General features: G+C 48.1%; 15 protein-coding genes and 1 pseudogene. 9 read left to right on the top strand and 7 right to left on the bottom strand.

Translation table 11 applies throughout. The features are described from left to right. Positions 1–133: 133 nt before the first annotated feature. From QUB56_RS37045 to ribD, 5 genes are all read right to left on the bottom strand, one after another. Positions 134–343 carry a LamG-like jellyroll fold domain-containing protein gene (locus QUB56_RS37045; RefSeq protein WP_445243296.1) on the bottom strand — a complete coding sequence of 70 codons (210 nt, stop codon included), beginning with the start codon at positions 341–343 and terminating at the stop codon, positions 134–136. Continuing rightward, positions 259–513: a hypothetical protein gene (locus tag QUB56_RS00435; protein ID WP_332952210.1), complete on the bottom strand. Its 255-nt coding sequence runs from the start codon at positions 511–513 to the stop codon at positions 259–261. Before QUB56_RS00435 ends, QUB56_RS37045 begins: the two co-directional genes overlap by 85 nt. Before the next feature lie 148 nt (positions 514–661). Next, positions 662–862: a cyanobactin biosynthesis system PatB/AcyB/McaB family protein gene (locus QUB56_RS00430; protein WP_332952209.1), complete on the bottom strand. Its 201-nt coding sequence runs from the start codon at positions 860–862 to the stop codon at positions 662–664. Positions 863–1,319: 457 nt separating this feature from the next. After that, entirely contained in the window at positions 1,320–1,931 is a 612-nt protein-coding gene (locus QUB56_RS00425) for a hypothetical protein (protein WP_332952207.1), read from the bottom strand. A gap of 52 nt (positions 1,932–1,983) precedes the next feature. After that, positions 1,984–3,159 carry a bifunctional diaminohydroxyphosphoribosylaminopyrimidine deaminase/5-amino-6-(5-phosphoribosylamino)uracil reductase RibD gene (gene ribD / locus QUB56_RS00420; RefSeq protein ID WP_332952206.1) on the bottom strand — a complete coding sequence of 392 codons (1,176 nt, stop codon included), beginning with the start codon at positions 3,157–3,159 and terminating at the stop codon, positions 1,984–1,986. Positions 3,160–3,354: 195 nt separating this feature from the next. Between ribD and QUB56_RS00415 the strand changes: the two genes are divergently transcribed. Next, positions 3,355–4,215, top strand: a complete 861-nt coding sequence (locus QUB56_RS00415; RefSeq protein WP_332952204.1) for an FAD-binding domain-containing protein — start codon at positions 3,355–3,357, stop codon at positions 4,213–4,215. 94 nt (positions 4,216–4,309) lie between these two features. Here QUB56_RS00415 and QUB56_RS00410 read toward each other — a convergent pair whose 3' ends face one another. After that, positions 4,310–4,468, bottom strand: coding sequence for a hypothetical protein (locus tag QUB56_RS00410; RefSeq protein WP_332952203.1), 159 nt, complete (start codon positions 4,466–4,468; stop codon positions 4,310–4,312). Positions 4,469–4,484: 16 nt separating this feature from the next. Between QUB56_RS00410 and QUB56_RS00405 the strand changes: the two genes are divergently transcribed. Next, positions 4,485–4,898 carry a hypothetical protein gene (locus QUB56_RS00405; RefSeq protein ID WP_332952201.1) on the top strand — a complete coding sequence of 138 codons (414 nt, stop codon included), beginning with the start codon at positions 4,485–4,487 and terminating at the stop codon, positions 4,896–4,898. 236 nt (positions 4,899–5,134) lie between these two features. Here the strand turns inward: QUB56_RS00405 and QUB56_RS00400 are convergent, their stop codons facing one another. Beyond that, entirely contained in the window at positions 5,135–5,674 is a 540-nt protein-coding gene (locus QUB56_RS00400; protein ID WP_332952200.1) for a cyclic nucleotide-binding domain-containing protein, read from the bottom strand. Between the two features lie 1,130 nt (positions 5,675–6,804). On the opposite strand from QUB56_RS00400, the gene QUB56_RS00395 reads away from it, so the two are divergent. From QUB56_RS00395 to QUB56_RS00365, 7 genes and pseudogenes are all read left to right on the top strand, one after another. Continuing rightward, positions 6,805–7,914, top strand: a complete 1,110-nt coding sequence (locus tag QUB56_RS00395) for a hypothetical protein (protein WP_332952198.1) — start codon at positions 6,805–6,807, stop codon at positions 7,912–7,914. Between the two features lie 232 nt (positions 7,915–8,146). Further along, positions 8,147–8,422, top strand: coding sequence for a hypothetical protein (locus QUB56_RS00390; protein WP_332952197.1), 276 nt, complete (start codon positions 8,147–8,149; stop codon positions 8,420–8,422). Then, positions 8,415–8,756: pseudogene (locus QUB56_RS00385) on the top strand (type II toxin-antitoxin system PemK/MazF family toxin). The gene QUB56_RS00390 and the pseudogene QUB56_RS00385 overlap by 8 nt, the downstream one beginning before the upstream one ends. A 64-nt stretch (positions 8,757–8,820) precedes the next feature. Then, entirely contained in the window at positions 8,821–12,030 is a 3,210-nt protein-coding gene (locus QUB56_RS00380) for an AAA family ATPase (RefSeq protein ID WP_332952196.1), read from the top strand. An 84-nt stretch (positions 12,031–12,114) separates the two neighbouring features. Continuing rightward, a complete protein-coding gene (locus tag QUB56_RS00375; protein ID WP_332952195.1) occupies positions 12,115–12,396 on the top strand; it encodes a hypothetical protein in 282 nt (93 codons plus the stop codon). A 365-nt stretch (positions 12,397–12,761) separates the two neighbouring features. Further along, the gene (locus QUB56_RS00370) at positions 12,762–16,070 is read left to right on the top strand and encodes a PAS domain S-box protein (RefSeq protein WP_332952192.1); all 3,309 of its coding nucleotides are present in this window, start codon (positions 12,762–12,764) and stop codon (positions 16,068–16,070) included. A gap of 159 nt (positions 16,071–16,229) precedes the next feature. Further along, positions 16,230–18,104, top strand: a complete 1,875-nt coding sequence (locus tag QUB56_RS00365; RefSeq protein ID WP_332952191.1) for an adenylate/guanylate cyclase domain-containing protein — start codon at positions 16,230–16,232, stop codon at positions 18,102–18,104. The last annotated feature ends 72 nt before the right edge of the window (positions 18,105–18,176 follow it).

The following is an 18,176-nucleotide window of genomic DNA, read 5'->3' as shown; positions in this document are numbered from 1 at the left end:
GTTCATACCCCGCCAAACAGCGAGACATATCCGCTTGAAGTTCTGCCTGACTGCGGTATTTATTTCAAATTCTGATTTCCGAAAGTTGACCATGCCAGCATTCTGCAATTTAAGAATTGTTATTACCAATGAACTAACTAATGCTGCTAGATCTTTTCCGGCGTTTGCCATCCCAAGTCTGCAGGAGTTCACCATTTACATAAAAATGCAGCTTGCTGTTAGCTTCCAATACTAGCGCTAGATGAAACCAAGTGCCTGCTACAAGCTTAGCTGAGGTAGTGTTGTAATTTTTTCTTTTATAAACCGTGAACCGAAGCTGGCTGTTAAATAAACCAAAGCCCAAGCCTGATGCTCCGAAAATACCCTTTGCCCCCGTTTATTTATTTGGGTTTTCACCCAAGCTTCTCGGGTAAAGTTGTTGCCTATTTCGCAGGAAATATGGGGGAGGGCAACATAACTGTCTAGCCCGTCAAATGTCAGAAAGGGTCGGCTGTTCTTTAGGAGATTAGTCATTACTTTGATTCCTGCTGGCTTAAGAGTTTAGATATGAATGGGAGAATGAGGCTAAGTTTCCCCTTTCATATCTAAACTTTTTAGTTAAAAAATCAGCCGTTATTTTTGGTAGAAAAAATGACAAAAGTGGTTTTTACCGCCTGCCTCCCTAGCAGCCACAACCAAAAGTTTTAAGCTGTTGATAACTGCGGTAAGCAAAAGCTGCCGGGTAATTGTAATTTTCCCCGTGCATCAAATCAATGCGAATGTCAACCAAATCTTCCGCTCGACCGTTCACAACATCCACAGAATGGTAGGGGTGAATGAGTTCTGGTCTTTTCACAGGTGCTGATAATTTAGGCAGCTTCATAATATGTCCAAATTAGTAAGGTCTTTTTTACGGCTGAGTCATGCACGCTCATCCCTACCTACCCAGATTGTTAAAGTCTGGGTAAGTTTGGGTAGACATTAATGAGCGGTGGGGAGCTTATATCAAATCCCTTAGCATCGGAATAGTAAATTCGAGTTCACTGTTGACTGTCAACTGTCAACCGTCAACCGTCAACATCACGGACGGTGTAACCGTCCATGATATTACCTAAAGTTGCATTCTTTTATGAGAAATGATATAAGTAGGAGTTATAGCCTTTCTCATATATATGAGCTACAGATTGAGATTGGAGATTTGAGATTTAAGATGGGGAAATTGAGGAATTGTTAATTGATTGCTGAATACCTCACTCACTTGAGAACCGCTATACCCATTGACAAAATGATGGCTATTCCCTCATGAGCCAGCACCGGTTGCCGAACTTCCTTCCGAGGTTTTAATTATTAGTTCCCCGCCCCCTGGGAGAGGGCAAAGATTGAACAGGTGTCGGAGGCCAATTAGAGCGACTTCTGGTGAGAGTAGTAGACACCAAAGCATAGCCCAAAACAGCAGGAAGGACGATCGCACTCAGAAATACGATCGCCGCGGCCCAAGTCATAGCATTCGAGAGCGGGCCGTAATGAGTGCGGTAAGGGTCAAACGGCGGTAAATTCGGCCTCGGGGCGTCCCGCAGGGCGATCGGACGTTTGAACCGCACCCGCCTGTCGTCGAGCTTTTCAAGCAAAATCCAGCCAAATTCCTCTTCTTCCCGGCACAGCTTGTGAAAAATCGCAGGATTGCGAAACAAATCGCTGCTAGCCCGCACAATCTTGTACTCCCAAACCTTCAAATTAACAGGATTGGAAGGCGATTTGGGATTGGCATTTTCATGCGCATTTTCAGGCGCATTAACATTATCCTCTTGAGATTCGTACCGAGTCAAAACTTCCTCCTCCTCGTCGTGTTTTTGCCACACCACCAATTGCTCGTGGCTCACCAATACACCCGCGAGCGCCACCTCCAAGCCGAGACTGCCAACCATCAAACTCCAAATCAGAATTTCAACCATAAAAGGAGTTAAAAGTTAAAAATCACAAACTAAAAAGACTCGCTTTTAACTTTCAATCTTTAATTTTCAAATAGCCTTCCACCAGACAATCTGCACCCACCGCTCGCCAAGAAACCCGCTCTAAAGTCAAAGCATCAGTCATTGCGGAAAACCCCAAATCTCCCACAGGAGTTGGAGATCCTTGACCGCCGACAATTTTAGGAGCAATAAAAGCCATAATTTTTTGAACTGCACCCTCAGCAATTGCCCTCGCGGCCAAAGTGCCACCGCACTCCCAGAGTACAGAAAGAAAAGATCGATCGTACAAATAAGCCATAACATTACTCGGCGTCAGTGGCGATATCTCCACAACTTCCACCCCTTTGGCGATCAAAAATTCCTGAAATTCGGGGTTAACCCCAGGTTCAGTCAGCACCAAAGTAGCCGCCACAGAGGTTTCCCACAACCAAGCCGACTTCGGCAAATCCAGAGTGCGGCTCATCACCACCCGCAGGGGATTATTCCTATCAGGTTGGTGACTCGTTAGTAGGGGATTGTCCAGACGCACTGTATTTCCCCCAACAATTACAGCATCGCAGCCGACGCGCACCCGGTGTACCTCGCTCCGAGCCTCCTCGCCTGTCACCCAAGCGCTGTGGCCGGTACTGGTAGCAATTTTACCGTCCAAAGTCATCGCATATTTCAAAATTCCCAAAGGCCGGCCCTGCAAAATCCGGTGCACGAAAGCCTCGTTGAGTTTTTGGCAAGCTTCCCCTTCTACCGAAGCGACCACTTCAATGCCAGCCTCTCGCAACCGGGCCAGCCCAGTGCCAGCTACCAAAGGATTCGGATCGACCATGCCAGCCACTACTTTTGCCACCTTGGCCTTAACTAAAGCTTCGGAACAAGGAGGAGTCCGCCCGTAGTGGTTGCATGGCTCCAGGTTCACGTAGACAGTCGCTCCTTCAGCGAGTTCCCCCGCTTCGCGGAGCGCAAAAACTTCGGCGTGAGGTTGACCGGCACCGGGATGAAACCCTTCGCCGACAATCTTGCCGTCTCGGACAATTACAGAACCGACGAGGGGGTTGGGTGCGGTTTTGCCGAGAGCCCGGCGAGCCAATTCTATGCAGCGGCGCATCATGGCTCGATCGAACTCTTGAACTTCGCTGTTTTCCAGTTGTTTTGTACCTTGCTGCTGTCGGTTAGCTAAGCTGGCTCGCGCGGACGCGTCCGCCGGAAAAGTTTCCATGAGATTTTGGTATTATATCTATCCCTGAGTGTACTGACTTTGATGCTAATTTTGGCGGAGGGCTGACGATCAATTGCGGTCGGGGCAAACTGTACGTTACCAGGAACTCGTGGCAATGGACGGGCGATCGACCAGGCACGCCCGAACAAATAGCTTTAACATTAAGAAACAATAACAGGCGCTTGAGAAAAAACAATGAGTCAGGACATGGAGCGGGAATTTGCTAGCCGCGACGAATTAATTACCTACGTGCGCGAACAGTTCCCCGAAGCAGCCGCCCGGGACGGCAGCGTAGCCCCGATTAACGGCGGGCGGAAAGCAGCCGAGACAGCCCTGCAACAAGTTGACCCCGGCAAGTACGCCTCAACCCGCAATTTCCTCAACGGTGCGGTAACGCGTTTGTCGCCCTATTTGCGCTACGGCGTTTTGAGTCTTGCGGAAGTCCGGGATGCCGTGCTGGAGAAGGTGCGGCATCGAGAAGAGGCCGTAAAACTCGTCAACGAGTTGGGTTGGCGGGATTATTGGCAGCGACTGTACGCCGAATTGGGCAAGGGGATTTGGGAAGACCGGGAAGCCTACAAAACTGGTTACACTGCTTCAGATTACAGCGAAACTCTGCCGGAGGATGTCGTGGAGGGCACGACTGGTTTGGTTTGCATCGACAGTTTCAGCCGCGAGTTGCGAGAAACTGGTTATTTGCACAACCACCAGCGGATGTGGACTGCTGCTTATCTGGTACACTGGCGCCGCGTGCGCTGGCAAGCCGGAGCTCGCTGGTTTTTGCAACACTTGCTAGATGGAGATCCGGCGAGCAACAATCTTTCTTGGCAGTGGGTAGCCAGCACTTTTAGCCACAAGCCTTATTTTTTTAATCGGGAAAATTTGGAGCGTTACACTAAGGCGGTTTATTGTGGCGATTGTCCTCTGTACGGGCAATGCGATTTTGAGGGTACTTACGAATATTTGGAAGGCAAGTTGTTTCCTGCGGGAGAAAAGGTCGATCGCAGCGGCGGTTCTAAAAGTTGGGAACGCCCTAAAAAAAGTCGCAGAAATTAAAAATTTACTGGTTGACTGTTGACTGTTGACTGTTGACTGTTGACTGTTGACTGTTGACTGTTGTCTGTTGTCTGTTGACGGTTAACTGTTGTCATTAGTTACCAAATACCAATTCCCGATGCCCCATTCCCCATTCCCCATTCCCGATGCCCCATTCCCAATGCCCCATTCCCGATGCCCCATTCCCCATTCCCCATTCCCGATGCCCCATTCCCGATGCCCCATTCCCGATGCCCAATTCCCGATGCCCCATTCCCCATTCCCAATTTATGAACGATCCGATTATTTGGCTGCACGGCGACTGTTTGAGTCCTGAAGGCCCCGCTTTTCAAGCGCACCCAGAGGCACCTGCAATCTGGGTTTGGGATGATGCGCTCATTGAGGAATGGCAGTTGAGTCTCAAACGAATGGTGTTTATTTACGAATGTTTGCTGGAGTTGCCGGTAGTTATTCGGCGGGGCGATGTGGCTGCGGAAGTTATCGCTTTTGCGATCGAATCCGGCGCGAATCAAGTGGTGACTGCGGAAAGTCCCAGTCCTCGGTTTCACGATATTTGCCGGGAAATTAAGCGATCGGTCCCTGTAGAAGTTTTACCGCACGAACCCTTTGTCCGCTACGGTGGTTACATTGATTTGAAGCGTTTTTCCCGCTACTGGCGCGTCGCTGAAAAATATGTTTTCTAATTGGGAATTGGAAATTGGTAACTGGAAATTGCCAATTTCCAATTGCCAATTGTTAATGGGGCATTGGTAGAAAAAGAAGCAAGAGACAAAAGGGATTATCTTATTTTTTCCTTCTTCCCTCGAACCTCTTCCCTCAAACTTCAACATCCATTCGTTAACTCCTCGAATGGATCAAATCCGTTGCCGAACTCCCCTCAACATCCGTTAACTCGGTTACACTCATCAGTTGCCGAACTTCAAATCCCCTTCAAACGCTGCAACAGCCATTGAAATCTAGATTCAGCCAAATCTGGATTTTCCAAATTTTGCGGGATGGCGCGCTCGTCGTCGGGGTCTTGATATATTAAATAATCAGTATCTTCGCCGAAGCGTTTGACTGTACCCCGCAGTCTCGAGGACAGGAATTTGGTAATCGCCCGATAAAACCGCAGGGAAAAAAGCACGTCTTGCTCGAGTTTTTCAGTTAGCAGCCGCCTGGGAATTGACAGAATGAGGCACTCTTCAATTGCCGTGACGCTAGCAGAAGGAAGCCTCCCGTCTACAAAAGACATTTCGCCCAACACTTCCCCGGCAATAATTGTTCCAATTTCTTTGCCGCCCAAAGATGATGCAGAAACGCTCAAAGTTCCATCCAGAACTATGTACAGGGCGTCTAAGGGCTTACCTTCGGTGATCAGGGTGGTGCCGGGGTGGACTTGGGTGCGGGTGCCGCTGGCGAGCATCCAATCGATGTCGCGATCGCTCAATTCGCCTAATATGACTAGAACTTTGCTCATAAAGTCAGGTTGAGATGAGATACTTTGTATGTTTTTACTTGTTGAGTTGCGTGCTGTTGTTAGATGGTTAGACCCTGACCGAAAGCGAAGGCTAAACTTTACTAATAGAACACTAAATTTTACATAATTCTCATAATATTCAGGAATTTTGACACGATAGAGCCACAAATCTTTCTCGGATCGGTGCTATTATTCTACATTACTTGTCAGGCACCCTGCAGCAGCCGCTCGCGTGGGTGCAACTGCGCTTGCTTTGGACTAGGGGCTGCCAAAACTGTTTTGAAAGCTTGCTGTCTCTTGGTTTCGAGCTGGTGCGCCCTCAAAAACAGGATTCTGAGGGTTCTGCCGCGGGGCGCCCTCAAGTACAGTATTGTAGAATGCAAGCGAGGCGCCCGATCGACCCCTCAATTAAACTGGATTAAGGGTGAAATCATCCCTAGGATTGATTTTTAGCCGAGCGATCGGTAAATTAAAATTAACCTCTAAACCCGCCGTCGGTTCTTGAATCTAATCAGCTTGAGAGTTGACTCTTCAACGATTGAGTGCCAATCTAGGAACAACACAACTCATATTTGTGTCTTTTTTTAGCAAAGCTCTCGACGGTCGCCCTCAAACACTTACCAAGAAATTGGGTTTAAAGCCCCGTCTATCTAGAACGGCTTTTTATTCAATATAAGCAACTAACTCCTCCCATTCAATTTCAGTTAGCCGCAAATCGTAGTATACTTTTGTTCTTGCCATTGTCGTCGGTTTAAGCTAGGCTTGTTAATTATAGTGGCGGTAATCAACCACTATAAAAACCTTGCTGTCCAACGGCAAAGCACTGAACCTTGACAATTAAATCTCTGCGGTTCTACTGCATTGTTCTAGTTTCTTCCTAGCAGTGGTTAAAAGATTTATAGGGGCTAGACTAATAGTATTTTGAAACAAATTTGTTTCAAACTTAAACAGGACTTGCAGCAATGCAAATAGGGTAGGGCATACCCGAATTAACGCTTGGGGAGAATCCCACCTCTAGTCTAGATGACGCAAGGACTCTAGATTAAGTGGTTTCGTTGAACCAAGAATCCCCGCGCCTGATAGTCGGAGAGTGTCAAACTTTTAACACACCGTTCATTGAGGAGTTTCTTATGAAGAGTCTATTTTCCAAGTCTACTTTCGCGTTAATAAATCTTGCAGCTTTAGCTGTTTGTTGCAGTACCCTGTCAGCGAAAGCTGAAACGGGCCAGTTGCCCGATGTCGCTACAACTGCAACAATGGCAGCTCAAAATATTGACCAAATTTCTGATCCTGCGGCAACTTCAGCAGTTAAACGCGACGCAGAAACAACGGCTAGTAATACAAAAATTGATTCAATCAGTTGGAGCGAACTAACAGAAACGGCAGAGCCAGCAGCCTCTGAACCGGCAGCCAACTTGCAAGTATCTATTGCTGCACCCGAAAAATCGGAAGCAACAACTGAGGAAATTGCTGGGACAAAAACCGAGCAAAATACCTCCATTGTTGCTGAGACACAAAAGTCGGAAGCAACCGCTGAGATTGCTGATAATGGCGTCAAAGTGCAGTCAACAAGCGAGACTGCCAAAAAGAGCGATCGACCTACCTCAATTGTTGCCGATCGCAATAATTCTGAACCGACTGCAACCAAGGCAGAAAAAGAAGTCAAAACAGCACAAGAATTGTTGAGCAATCCTGTCAGCACTTCCGCCTCAGCTCTGACAAACAAACCGAAAGTTGCTGAAACACCGGCAACTGTCTCGGAACCAACTAAAAAAGTGGCTCAAGGAACTCCAATCCGACCAGGCCGAGCTACCCGTTCTGGGCCCAGCTACATCGGCATTGGCGGCAATCTAGGTTTTGGCGGAGATTCAGCCTTAGGCGACGGTTCATTTGCCATTGTTAGCAAAATCGGTTTGACGAACAATTTGTCGGTGAGACCGACTGTTTTGTTCCGCGACAACTTAGCTTTTCTAGTTCCCGTTACCTTCGATTTTGTATCTCAAAATGCCGTCGAAGTCAGCGAGGATTTTGTGATTAGTGCTGCTCCTTATCTAGGTGCTGGCGTGATAATTTCTACCGGGGATGACGGTAATTTGGGCTTCCTGATTTCGGGGGGTGTAGATGTGCCTCTGTCTACAAATTTTACAGCAACAGCGGGACTGAATGTTGGTTTTGTGGACGGAGCTGAAGTGGGATTGTTAGTCGGGGTCGGCTATACGTTCCCGAATGTTGCCAGGTAGTGTTGCTGTTTGAGCAAACGCAGGACAAATAAATATGCGCGGGGTTGGCTGTAGGAATACAGTCAACCCTTTTTGATGATGGAAAATCTGTTAATGCGATCCATGTCGGGCGGACCATCAGCACAGACCGGTCATGTAGGGTGCGTCATCAGCACAGAGCGGCGATATTGATTTTTGTGAAAGATATAGTGATGGTTCGATCGCACTTTCTCACCAAGCACCCGAAAAAACCGTGACCAAAACAGAAATCTTAGCAGCACTCAAAAATCTGACAGCAGAAGAACGCTTAGAAATCATCGAAACAGCTTCGCGGATGATGCGCGAAGAAATAGAAGAAAAAGCCCAGCGCAAGGCCGAGAGAAAACGGAAACTAAAAGCAGCAGCAGAAGCAGCAGTCCCCTTGTATGAACCAGGAGGGCCACTTCACGATTTGTGGTCGCCCGACAGCGAACCGTATTTCGATTCAGAGGAAGAATACCTCAGCGCAGGGGTAGAAACTAATGCGTAAGGGCGAAATTTGGCTGGTCAGACTAGATCCAACGGTGGGAGATGAAATCGGCAAAACTCGACCTGTTGTGGTTGTCAGCGATGATGAAGTGGGAATTTTGCGGCTCAAAGTAATTGTTCCAGTTACAGCATAAAACGATCTTTTTTCCCCACTTGATGGGATGGTTCGACTAGAACCCAGCGGCGAAAATGGCTTAACGAAAATCTCCGCCGCCGATACTTTTCAAGTCCGTTCCGTCTCGCAACAAAGATTTGTCCGACAACTTAGAACCTTGTCCGAGACAATTACGGAAGAAATTGCAGAAGCATTGACAATTGTTCTGGATCTGGATTGAATAACTAGGCAACAGCGCACAAATAGTGTTATTTATAGATAGATTGTATGGCGCGATGGCCTAAATGATTCCTATACAACTTACACTCAAAAATTTTCTCAGCTATCGCGAAGCTGCTTTAGACTTTCGCGGCCTGCACACCGCTTGCATTTGCGGGCCTAACGGTGCTGGCAAATCCTCCCTCTTAGAAGCGATCGCCTGGGCACTTTGGGGCTGTTGCCGCAGCGATACGGAAGACGATATCATCCATATCGGCGAAACTGATGTGCGCGTTGATTTCACTTTCTCCACCGGCGGCCAAGTCTATCGGGTGATTCGCAACCGCCGGCGCGGACACTCGGGAAGTTTGGAATTTCAAGTAGCAACAAACTCCCCTTTCCTTGGTAAGGGGGAGCCAGAAGAAGTGAATTCTTCCCAAGGTAAAGGAAACCCAGAAGAAGTGAATTCTTCTGATCCCCAAGGTAAGGGGGGCTCGGGGGGGGTGAATTTTCGCACGCTCACAGACAAGGGGCTGAGAACAACTCAGCAAAAAATTATCGAACACATCAAGCTAGATTACGATACTTTCATCAACTCGGCGTATTTGCGGCAGGGGCGAGCTGATGAATTTATGCTCAAAAAGCCGATCGAACGCAAACAAGTTTTAGCCAACCTGCTCAAACTCGACTCCTACGATACTTTATCGGAACAAGCCAAAGATACGTCCAAACAATTTAAAGCTCAAGTCGAAGTGCTCAAACAGAGTTTGCTAACCGTACAAGAGCAACTGCAACAAAAAGAGACCATCGCCTCCGAACAAACTCAATTGCAGCAAGCAACCGATTTGCTCTCTTCACAGCAGCAAGCCGACACAACCGAGTTGCAGCAACTGCAACTCCAGCACCACAACCGCCAAACTTGGCAAAAACTCCTCGCCGGCCACCAGCAACAGCACTACAATATCTCTCAAGAATGCCGCCGCTTGCAGCAAGAACTCAGCGCAGCCAAACAGCAGCTTCACGAGCTGCAAGCCCTCCTAGGACAAGAAAATGAAATAACAGCAGGTATCGCGTATTTCCACAGCTTGCAAGCGACAGAAGAGACTCTATCTGGCAAATTCAAAGCTAACCAACAAGCCCAAAATCAGCGTCAGCAATTGCAAGAACAGCAGCGACAAGAACTGAGCTTTTTGGAAAGCAAAATTCAGCAGTTGCAAGCTCAATTAGATGTTTTAGAACAGGATGAAAAAGATGTTCAGGAGATTCTCAAACAGCAGCCGGAGGTTAACAAAGGACTCGCACAGTTGCAAGCAGTTCGATCGCGCCTCAACGAACTAGAGCAACTGCAACTGCAAGTTTCTCCGCTGCTACAACAGCAGCAGCAAAAGCAACAAAAGCTCGATCGCGCCCGCGCCGGTTTAACCGCCCGCTTAGACGAAATCAACCGACAGGTGCAAGTTCAGCAGCAGCAGCGACAGCCGCAATTACGGCAGGAAATCTCGGCCGTCGCCAATCAAATTTTGCAGTTGGAAAACAAGCGAGTTTATCAGCAGCGAGTCCGCGAAAAAGGTCAAGAAAGGCACGACTTTCTAGGAAACCTGCAAGCCAAAAGCCGCGACTATCAAACCAGACTCGCCGAGATCGACCAAAAACTGCAACTGCTGCGGAAACATGAAGGAGAAAAAACCGCAGGCTTCGATACCGCCTCGAATTTTGCGGAAAACGAGCCAGCGAATTCGCATTTAATGGTGCGGGATGCAAATTTTGGCAATTGTCCTTTGTGCGATCGACCTTTAGACGAACACTACTGGAATTTGGTAGTCGCAAAACACCACTCCCAACAGCAGGAAATCTGGAACCAACTGTGGGTAGTCCGCGAACAGTTGGCCGTCTCCGAGCGCGAAATTCAAGTCCTCAGACATGAATACCGCGAACTAGAAGAGGAATTAGCGCCCTACCAAGAATTGCGGGAACGCCGCAGCCATTTGCAAGCACAATTAGATGGACTAAGCCAAGACGAAAACCGGCTGCAAAGTATGCGTCAAGACGCTGCGGAAATAGAGCGGTTGCTGCGCACGGGCGAGTATGCAGCTTCGGATTTGGCAGAACTCCAGCAGATCGAACAGCAACTGCAACAGCTCAATTACAGCGATAGCAGCCACTCCCTCGCCCGCAGCGATGAAAAGCGCTTGCGGTGGGCCGAAATTAAGCAAGCTCAAATCAAAGACGCTCAACAGAAACTGAATAAAATTAATGCCCGCCGCCCGGATTTGCAAACTCAATTAGCCACTGTACAGCAACAGTTAGAACAGCAAAAAAATAGCTCGGAAATACAGCAGCAAATTCTGTCTTTAGATAGATACATTGCGGAAATTGGCTATAATTTGGAACAGCACGAACAGGTGCGGAACGAAATGCGCCGATCGCAGTTTTGGATCGCCCGGGCCGAAAAACTGCGATCGGCAACTGTGCAGTACCCGCAAGTGCAGCAGCGGGTTAATGAAATAGCAAGTTCTATCGCTGTGCGCGATCGAGATTTGCAAGCTGTCAGCGCTCAAACAGCAGCGATGAACCAGCAATTGCAAGAATATCCCGATCCCACAGCCCGAATCAGCGCCATCGAACAGCAAATCAGTCGCCGCCGCCAGCAGCTAGACCAACATTTGGGAAGTCTCGGACGCCTCCAGCAGCAGCAGCAAAATCTGGAAACTCTGCAAGTTCAGCTAGTAGCTCAAAAAGAGCAAATGCAAGTTGCCAAACGCCAGCAGCGAGTTTATCAAGAGTTGGGTCAAGCATTTGGTAAAAACGGCATTCAAGCTTTAATGATTGAAAATGTTTTGCCTCAACTAGAAGCTGAAACCAATCAGATATTGGCGAGATTGAGCGCGAATCAATTGCACGTTCAATTTATTACTCAGCGGGCTGCTGCTTCTAAAAAAGCAACTAAATTGATTGACACTTTAGACATTTTAATTGCTGATGCTCGCGGTACTCGCGCCTACGAAACTTACTCGGGCGGTGAAGCTTTTCGGATTAATTTTGCGATTCGGCTGGCCCTGGCGAGACTGCTGTCTCAGCGGGCGGGTACGGCTTTGCAAATGTTGATTATTGATGAGGGGTTCGGGACTCAGGATGCTGAAGGGTGCGATCGGCTGATTGCTGCAATTAATGCGATCGCCTCCGACTTCGCCTGCATTCTCACCGTTACCCATATGCCCCACCTGAAAGAAGCTTTTCAAGCCAGGATTGAAGTAAGCAAAAGTGCTCGGGGTTCTTGCATTAGCTTGTCAATTTAAAAGGGTTGGCGAGCCGCATCGAAGGAGGACAAGAAACTATCTGGCCCGCGGGCCCGCGGGCATACCTCATATCATGTCCGGTCGATGACCCTGATTCGTGTAGGGGCCCGTGAGCCAATAATATTTGCCAAAAACGGACAATCTCACAAACGGGCCCCGGCTATGTATTATGGGCGATCGATCCGACATGATATCACCACGCTTGAGAACCGCTATATAACTAGAGGCGCCCAAGTCAAAACTAATATTGAAGACGGCAATTTGGTTTACTTGTCCCACCGTCAGGCGACTAAGAGTGGTTTGAATAAATCAATGCTTGATGCTGCTCGCGGTCAATTTACTGCTGTTACAAATATGTTGCTGTAAAGTTGGGTAAAAGCGCTGTATTCGTTGCGAACAAGGGAACTTCTCAACCGGGTTGGAATTGTTTCACCAAAGTGCCTAAAGAATTGTCAGACCGATGGAATTCTTGTCAGTGTGGCGAATCTTTGGATAGAGACGAAAATTTAGCCAAACTTATCAAAAATATTTCGCTGAATTATGAAAGTGGCGGTGGTTCTACGTCACTGAAAAAACCCCTTGCATCTAGGGAAAAAGAAGGCTGCGGTCTAACGGTACGACCTTGACCGTCTGGTTTGTTAAGCAATAAGATTATAGAATAAGAATGGCTCAACCTGTTTATAAAAATTTATTGTTCTGTCCGCTCCTTGGGAGTTTGGATATTGCTACCGATGACAACAGACTCTTTCCACCTGTCTCTCCTAGAGCGGGCGATGGCAGCATCGAGCAACAGCATCCTCATCGCCGATGCTAGCAGGCCTGACATACCTATTATCTACTGCAATCCTGCTTTTGAGAAACTGACTGGTTACAGTAGCGAAGAAGTGATTGGACGCAACTGCAGGTTTTTGCAGGGCCCCGATACCGATGGCGCCGAATTAGACAAACTCCGCAGCAGTTTACGATCGGGAACGGAAATTAGGGTCGTTCTCAAAAATTACCGCAAAGACCAAACTCCTTTTTGGAACGAATTAACCGTTTCCCCCATCCTAGACAATCAGGGAAAAATAACTCATTTTATCGGAGTTCAGAACGATATTAGCAAAAGAGTAGCAGCCGAAACAGCCCTGCAAGAAAGCGAAGAAAGATTGCGGGCGATCGCCACTGCGACTCCCGTTCCCATGTTAATTACGCGCCTAGAAGACAGCGTTATTTTGTATGCAAATCCTGCCCTCGATGAATGTTTAGGTTTGAGTCACGAACAACTTCTCGCTGGCAAAAACCATGAATTTTATGCCAATATCAACGACCGCCGTCAATTGCTAGAATTAGTCAAACAAAACGGCTTTAGCGACAGCGAACAAATCTGCCTCAGGAAAGCAAACGGCAGTTTTTTTTGGGTAAAACTGTCGATGCGATCGATTAATTTTAACGGCGAAGCAGCAATTTTATCGGCATTTTACGATATTACCGATCGCGTAGAAGCAGAAACAGCATTACGGCAAAGCGAAGCGAGGTTTCAAAAACTAGCCGCCAACCTTCCGGGAATGATTTATCAATTTCAGTTAGCAGCAGACGGCACTGTGTCATTCCCCTACGTCAGTTCCGGCTGCCGCGAACTCTGGGAATTAGAACCTCTTGTACTCCAAAATTCAGCTATTCCTGCGATCGAAATGCTTCATCCAGAGGATGCGCAAAGCTTCCAGGAATCTTTTGCTATCTCAGCTAAAACTTTAGAACCTTGGCGGTGGGAAGGCAGATTAGTTTTTCCGGGCGGTCGGATCAAGTGGATTGGCGGGGCTTCCCGACCAGAACCGGGGGAAAAAGGTGAGATTATTTGGGACGGCTTGTGGATTGACATCAGCGACCGCAAACTTGCAGAATCAGCACTGCGGCAAAGCGAAGCCAGATTTCAAAAAATGGCCGCCAACGTGCCGGGAATGATTTATCAATACTTGCTGCATCCCGACGGTTCCGATGAATTCATTTATGTCAGTTCCGGCTGTTGGGAACTCTACGAATTAGAGCCAGAAAGACTTCAAAAAAACTCCGATTTAATGTGGTCAACGGTGCATCCAGAAGACCTAAAGCCCCTGCAAGAATCAGTTGCAATTTCCGGCAAAACTTTAAAACCTTGGATATATGAAGGGCGGATCGTAACCCGATCGGGAAAACTGAAATGGATTCGCGGCATCGCTCGCCCCGAACTGCAACCGGGCGGCGATATACTGTGGGAGGGGGTGACAATCGACATCAGCGATCGCAAGCTAGCAGAAATCGCCCTGGGCCAGTCAAAAATCGCCCTGCAACAAGCCAACCAAGAACTTGAAAAGCGCGTCCTAGAACGTACCGAAGCCTTGCAAACCTCCCAAAAAATGCTGTGGTTGGTAATCAACAACATCCCTCAGTTAATCGCCTGGAAAGATCGAGATTTAGTTTACTTGGGAGCCAACAAAAACTTTGCCAAAGTCGCAGGTTTTAATCACCCCAGTGAAATCGCCGGTCTCACCGACTTCGATATGCCCTGGAAGCCCGAAGAAACACAGTTTTTTCGAGCCGGCGACCGCCGCATCATGGCAACCAACACCCCAGAATATCACATCATAGAATCCAAAATGCAAGCCGACGGCACCCAGTGCTGTCTGGATACAAATAAAATACCCTTACACGACAATTACGGCAATGTTGTCGGCATTTTGTCTACCTTTGAAGACATCACCGATAGGCTTTCCCTAGAAGCTCAAGTCCGGGCCAGCGAGGAACTATTTCGCAAAATCTTTGAAGATGCACCCATCGCTATCTACTTAGCCAATTTAGACGATAACAAGTTAGTGCGAGTCAATAAGACTTACTGCGAAATGCTGGGATATACCGCCGCAGAATTGCTGGCCAAAACATTTATAGAAATTGGGCATCCCGAAGATAATCCCAAAAATCTCCAAGTTGCTGATGCTCTCGATCGGGGAGAAATTACGACCTATCAACTCGAAATTCGCCAGATGGCCGCTACAGGTAAGATTGTTTGGGTAAACGTGACAGCTACTTTGATTCGAGACGGGGAAGGAAAACCTATTTACAAATTAGGGATGATTGAAAATATTACCAACCGCAAAATTTCCGAAGCAGCACTGCAAGCTTCGGAATCTCAATTGAGAAAACAAGCAGCCCAATTGCAAGAAGCCTACGAACAGCTACAACACGCTCAAATCCAATTAGTGCAATCAGAAAAAATGTCGAGCCTCGGTCAGATGGTGGCTGGCATCGCCCACGAAATCAACAATCCCGCAACTTTTATTAACGGCAATATTTCTCACACATCCAGCTATTTTCACGATTTAATAGAACTATTGAATCTCTACCAGCAATGCTACCCGTCCCCAGTTCCTCAGATTGCTGAAAAAATTAAGGAGTTAGAGTTAGAGTTCCTCAAGGAAGATTTGCCTAAAATGCTAAATTCCATGAGAGTAGGAGTAGAAAGAATCAGTAAAATTGTGTTGTCGATGCGGAACTTTTCGCGACTGGATGAGTCAGAAATGAAGTTGGTAGACATTCACGAAGGAATTGACAGTACGCTATTAATTGTGCAGCACAGATTGCATCAGGGAAGTAGAAAAAGCCGGATTGAAATTATTAAAGAATACGGAAATATATCGAAAGTTTACTGTTGTGCGGGGCAGTTAAACCAGGTATTTCTCAATATTATCAGTAATGCGATTGAGGCTCTACAAAACCAACCGCAACCTCGGACGATCGTAATTCGTACTGAAATGAAAACAGCGGAGTTGAAAAGCCATAATAAAAGCCAGCTCAGTCATTGCGATCGCATCGTCATTTGCATCGCCGACAGCGGCCCGGGAATGACCGAAGACGTTCGTAAGCGCTTATTTGACCCCTTCTTCACCACCAAGCCCGTAGGGTCTGGAACCGGCTTGGGATTATCCATCAGCCATCAAATTGTGGTAGAAAAACATAGGGGAAGCCTGCGGTGCATCTCAGCGCCCGGACAGGGAGCGGAATTCTGGATTGAAATCCCCTGCTGAGCGATCGGAAATTAATTTAAAAGTTTCAAGATATAACTTTTAATTCCCAATTGCCGTCGGTGGTTGAGTTATCAGGGTTTTGAATTAACCGCACTCAGAGGCCGAAATAAATCGCATTCAGCGGTGTGCTAATCTGCTGCCCTTATTCGCTAGGCAATTATGCTGAAAAAACTACCTTTATCCTGGTCTCGCTACATTCCAGCCGGGTTGACGCTGGCTCTCGGGGTGGGACTGTCGCTGCTGACATTCGCGTTGGTTTGGGCCTGGGAAGACAACCGCCGCGACTACGAAATGCACCGCCGCATCGACGATATTTCGATCGGCATCGAACGCCAGCTCAACTCCGACTTAGATAGTGTTCTCGCCCTCAGCGACTACATGAAAGCCTTCAGCGCCGTGGAGCGTTCCTCTTTTGCCAGGTTTGTCGCCCGTCCCCTAGCCGTCCACGCCAGCCTGCAACTCCTGGCTTGGGCTCCCCGCGTCCCCAATTCTGAGCGGCGCAACTACGAAGCCAAAGCCAGAACCGAAACCGACCCCAGCTTCGCAATTACAGAGGGCGGTCCCGGAGGACGACTGCGCCCAGCCCTCGAGCGTTCCGAATACTTCCCGGCTATCTACGTCGAACCAGCAGCCGGAAACGAGACAGCATTGGGCTTTGACCTCGCCTCCCACCCACAAATCCGCGCCGCGCTCGATCGAGGGCGCGATACTGGAGAAATGATTGTCACCAACTACACTGGCCTGACTCAGGGCAATTCCCCGCAACTAGGTCTTTTGGCAATAGTTCCGATTTACGGAAACAGCATTAAACCGACTACCCTGGAATCCCGTCGCCAACTGCTACAAGGATTTGTTGTGGGCGTATTTCGAGGCAAAGATATTTTCCAAGCCTCTTTAAAAGGACGCAATACCGACTATCTCACTATTTATCTCGCCAGCGAAGCTCCAGACAAGCAAGAAGCAGCGTCGCTGTTACCGCAAAGGGAAAACTCGGTTCTCAAAAATCAGCCTGCTGACGGCCAAATTCAGCAATTTGCGGTGCTGTTCAACTCCGCCAGCCAACAAGTGCTTCCAGCATCAGCCGCTGTGGAACGATCCCTCCGGCCAGACTGCCCGATTCTTGACAATCCAGGCCCAGATTATACCGCTTGCAAAAGGCGGTTGAAAATTAGCGGCCGCCAGTGGTCTCTGTACGTGTCGGCTACGCCGGAAATTCGCAAAACTCGCAAGCACTGGCGCTCTTGGGGAACTCTGACGATGGGGATGCTGTGGACTCTGATTCCGGTGACATATATGCTGACAGCATTGAGCCGCACCGCCCAAATCGAAAAGCTAGCCCGAGAAAGAATTCGCCAAGCCGAACAGTTGCAGGCTGCTTACCTACAGTTGGAACTCGAACAAGCTAAATCCGAGCAACTGCTGCTGAACGTTTTGCCGGCGGCGATCGCCCTGCGTTTGAAGGACAACGAACACAATATCGCCGAAAGTTTTGCGGAAGTAACTGTGATGTTTGCGGACATTGTGGGGTTTACAGAGCTTTCGTCGAGAATTTCAGCGACTGCAGTGGTGGAAGTGCTCAACGATATTTTTTCGGCTTTTGACCACTTGGCCGATCGCCACGGTTTGGAGAAAATTAAAACTATTGGTGATGCTTACATGGTTGTCGGCGGTTTGCCTACGCCCCGAGAGGATCACGCCGAGGCGATCGCGAACATGGCGATCGATATGCTGCACGAAATTCGCATCCTCAGTTTAGAGCATTCGGAGCCCTTCAGCATTCGGATCGGGATTTGCAGTGGCCCTGTCGTTGCCGGCGTCATCGGCTTAAAAAAGTTTATTTACGACCTCTGGGGCGACACTGTAAATATTGCTTCGCGCATGGAATCCCACGGGATTACCGGCTGCATTCAAGTCACCGCCGAAACCTACGAGCTGTTAAAGGATAAATACACTTTTGAGAAGCGCGGCGCTATTCAAGTTAAGGGCAAAGGATACATGGTTACTTATTTGATGACTGGAAAAAAAGAGTATTGAGCCAGCACAAAAATGGATACAAGCCTCCGCCTCCTGTTGTGGATAGAGCAACATTTTAGACTCTTGTTCAAA

It is taken from the genome of Microcoleus sp. AR_TQ3_B6 (genome assembly GCF_036702785.1).
GTDB lineage: Bacteria > Cyanobacteriota > Cyanobacteriia > Cyanobacteriales > Microcoleaceae > Microcoleus.
The sequence above is the reverse complement of the archived record's forward strand: the minus strand, read 5'-3'. Positions and strand labels throughout refer to the sequence as shown.

Excerpts from the sequence above, each read along its gene's own strand:
- QUB56_RS00370 (WP_332952192.1), top strand. The coding sequence starts at position 12,762 with ATGACAACAGACTCTTTCCACCTGTCTCTCCTAGAGCGGGCGATGGCA.
- QUB56_RS00400 (WP_332952200.1), bottom strand. The coding sequence starts at position 5,674 with ATGAGCAAAGTTCTAGTCATATTAGGCGAATTGAGCGATCGCGACATC.
- QUB56_RS00380 (WP_332952196.1), top strand. The coding sequence starts at position 8,821 with ATGATTCCTATACAACTTACACTCAAAAATTTTCTCAGCTATCGCGAA.
- QUB56_RS00405 (WP_332952201.1), top strand. The coding sequence starts at position 4,485 with ATGAACGATCCGATTATTTGGCTGCACGGCGACTGTTTGAGTCCTGAA.
- QUB56_RS00365 (WP_332952191.1), top strand. The coding sequence starts at position 16,230 with ATGCTGAAAAAACTACCTTTATCCTGGTCTCGCTACATTCCAGCCGGG.
- QUB56_RS00415 (WP_332952204.1), top strand. The coding sequence starts at position 3,355 with ATGAGTCAGGACATGGAGCGGGAATTTGCTAGCCGCGACGAATTAATT.
- QUB56_RS00435 (WP_332952210.1), bottom strand. The coding sequence starts at position 513 with ATGACTAATCTCCTAAAGAACAGCCGACCCTTTCTGACATTTGACGGG.
- QUB56_RS00375 (WP_332952195.1), top strand. The coding sequence starts at position 12,115 with ATGACCCTGATTCGTGTAGGGGCCCGTGAGCCAATAATATTTGCCAAA.
- QUB56_RS00395 (WP_332952198.1), top strand. The coding sequence starts at position 6,805 with ATGAAGAGTCTATTTTCCAAGTCTACTTTCGCGTTAATAAATCTTGCA.
- QUB56_RS00425 (WP_332952207.1), bottom strand. The coding sequence starts at position 1,931 with ATGGTTGAAATTCTGATTTGGAGTTTGATGGTTGGCAGTCTCGGCTTG.
- QUB56_RS00430 (WP_332952209.1), bottom strand. The coding sequence starts at position 862 with ATGAAGCTGCCTAAATTATCAGCACCTGTGAAAAGACCAGAACTCATT.
- QUB56_RS00410 (WP_332952203.1), bottom strand. The coding sequence starts at position 4,468 with ATGGGGCATCGGGAATTGGGCATCGGGAATGGGGCATCGGGAATGGGG.
- ribD (WP_332952206.1), bottom strand. The coding sequence starts at position 3,159 with ATGGAAACTTTTCCGGCGGACGCGTCCGCGCGAGCCAGCTTAGCTAAC.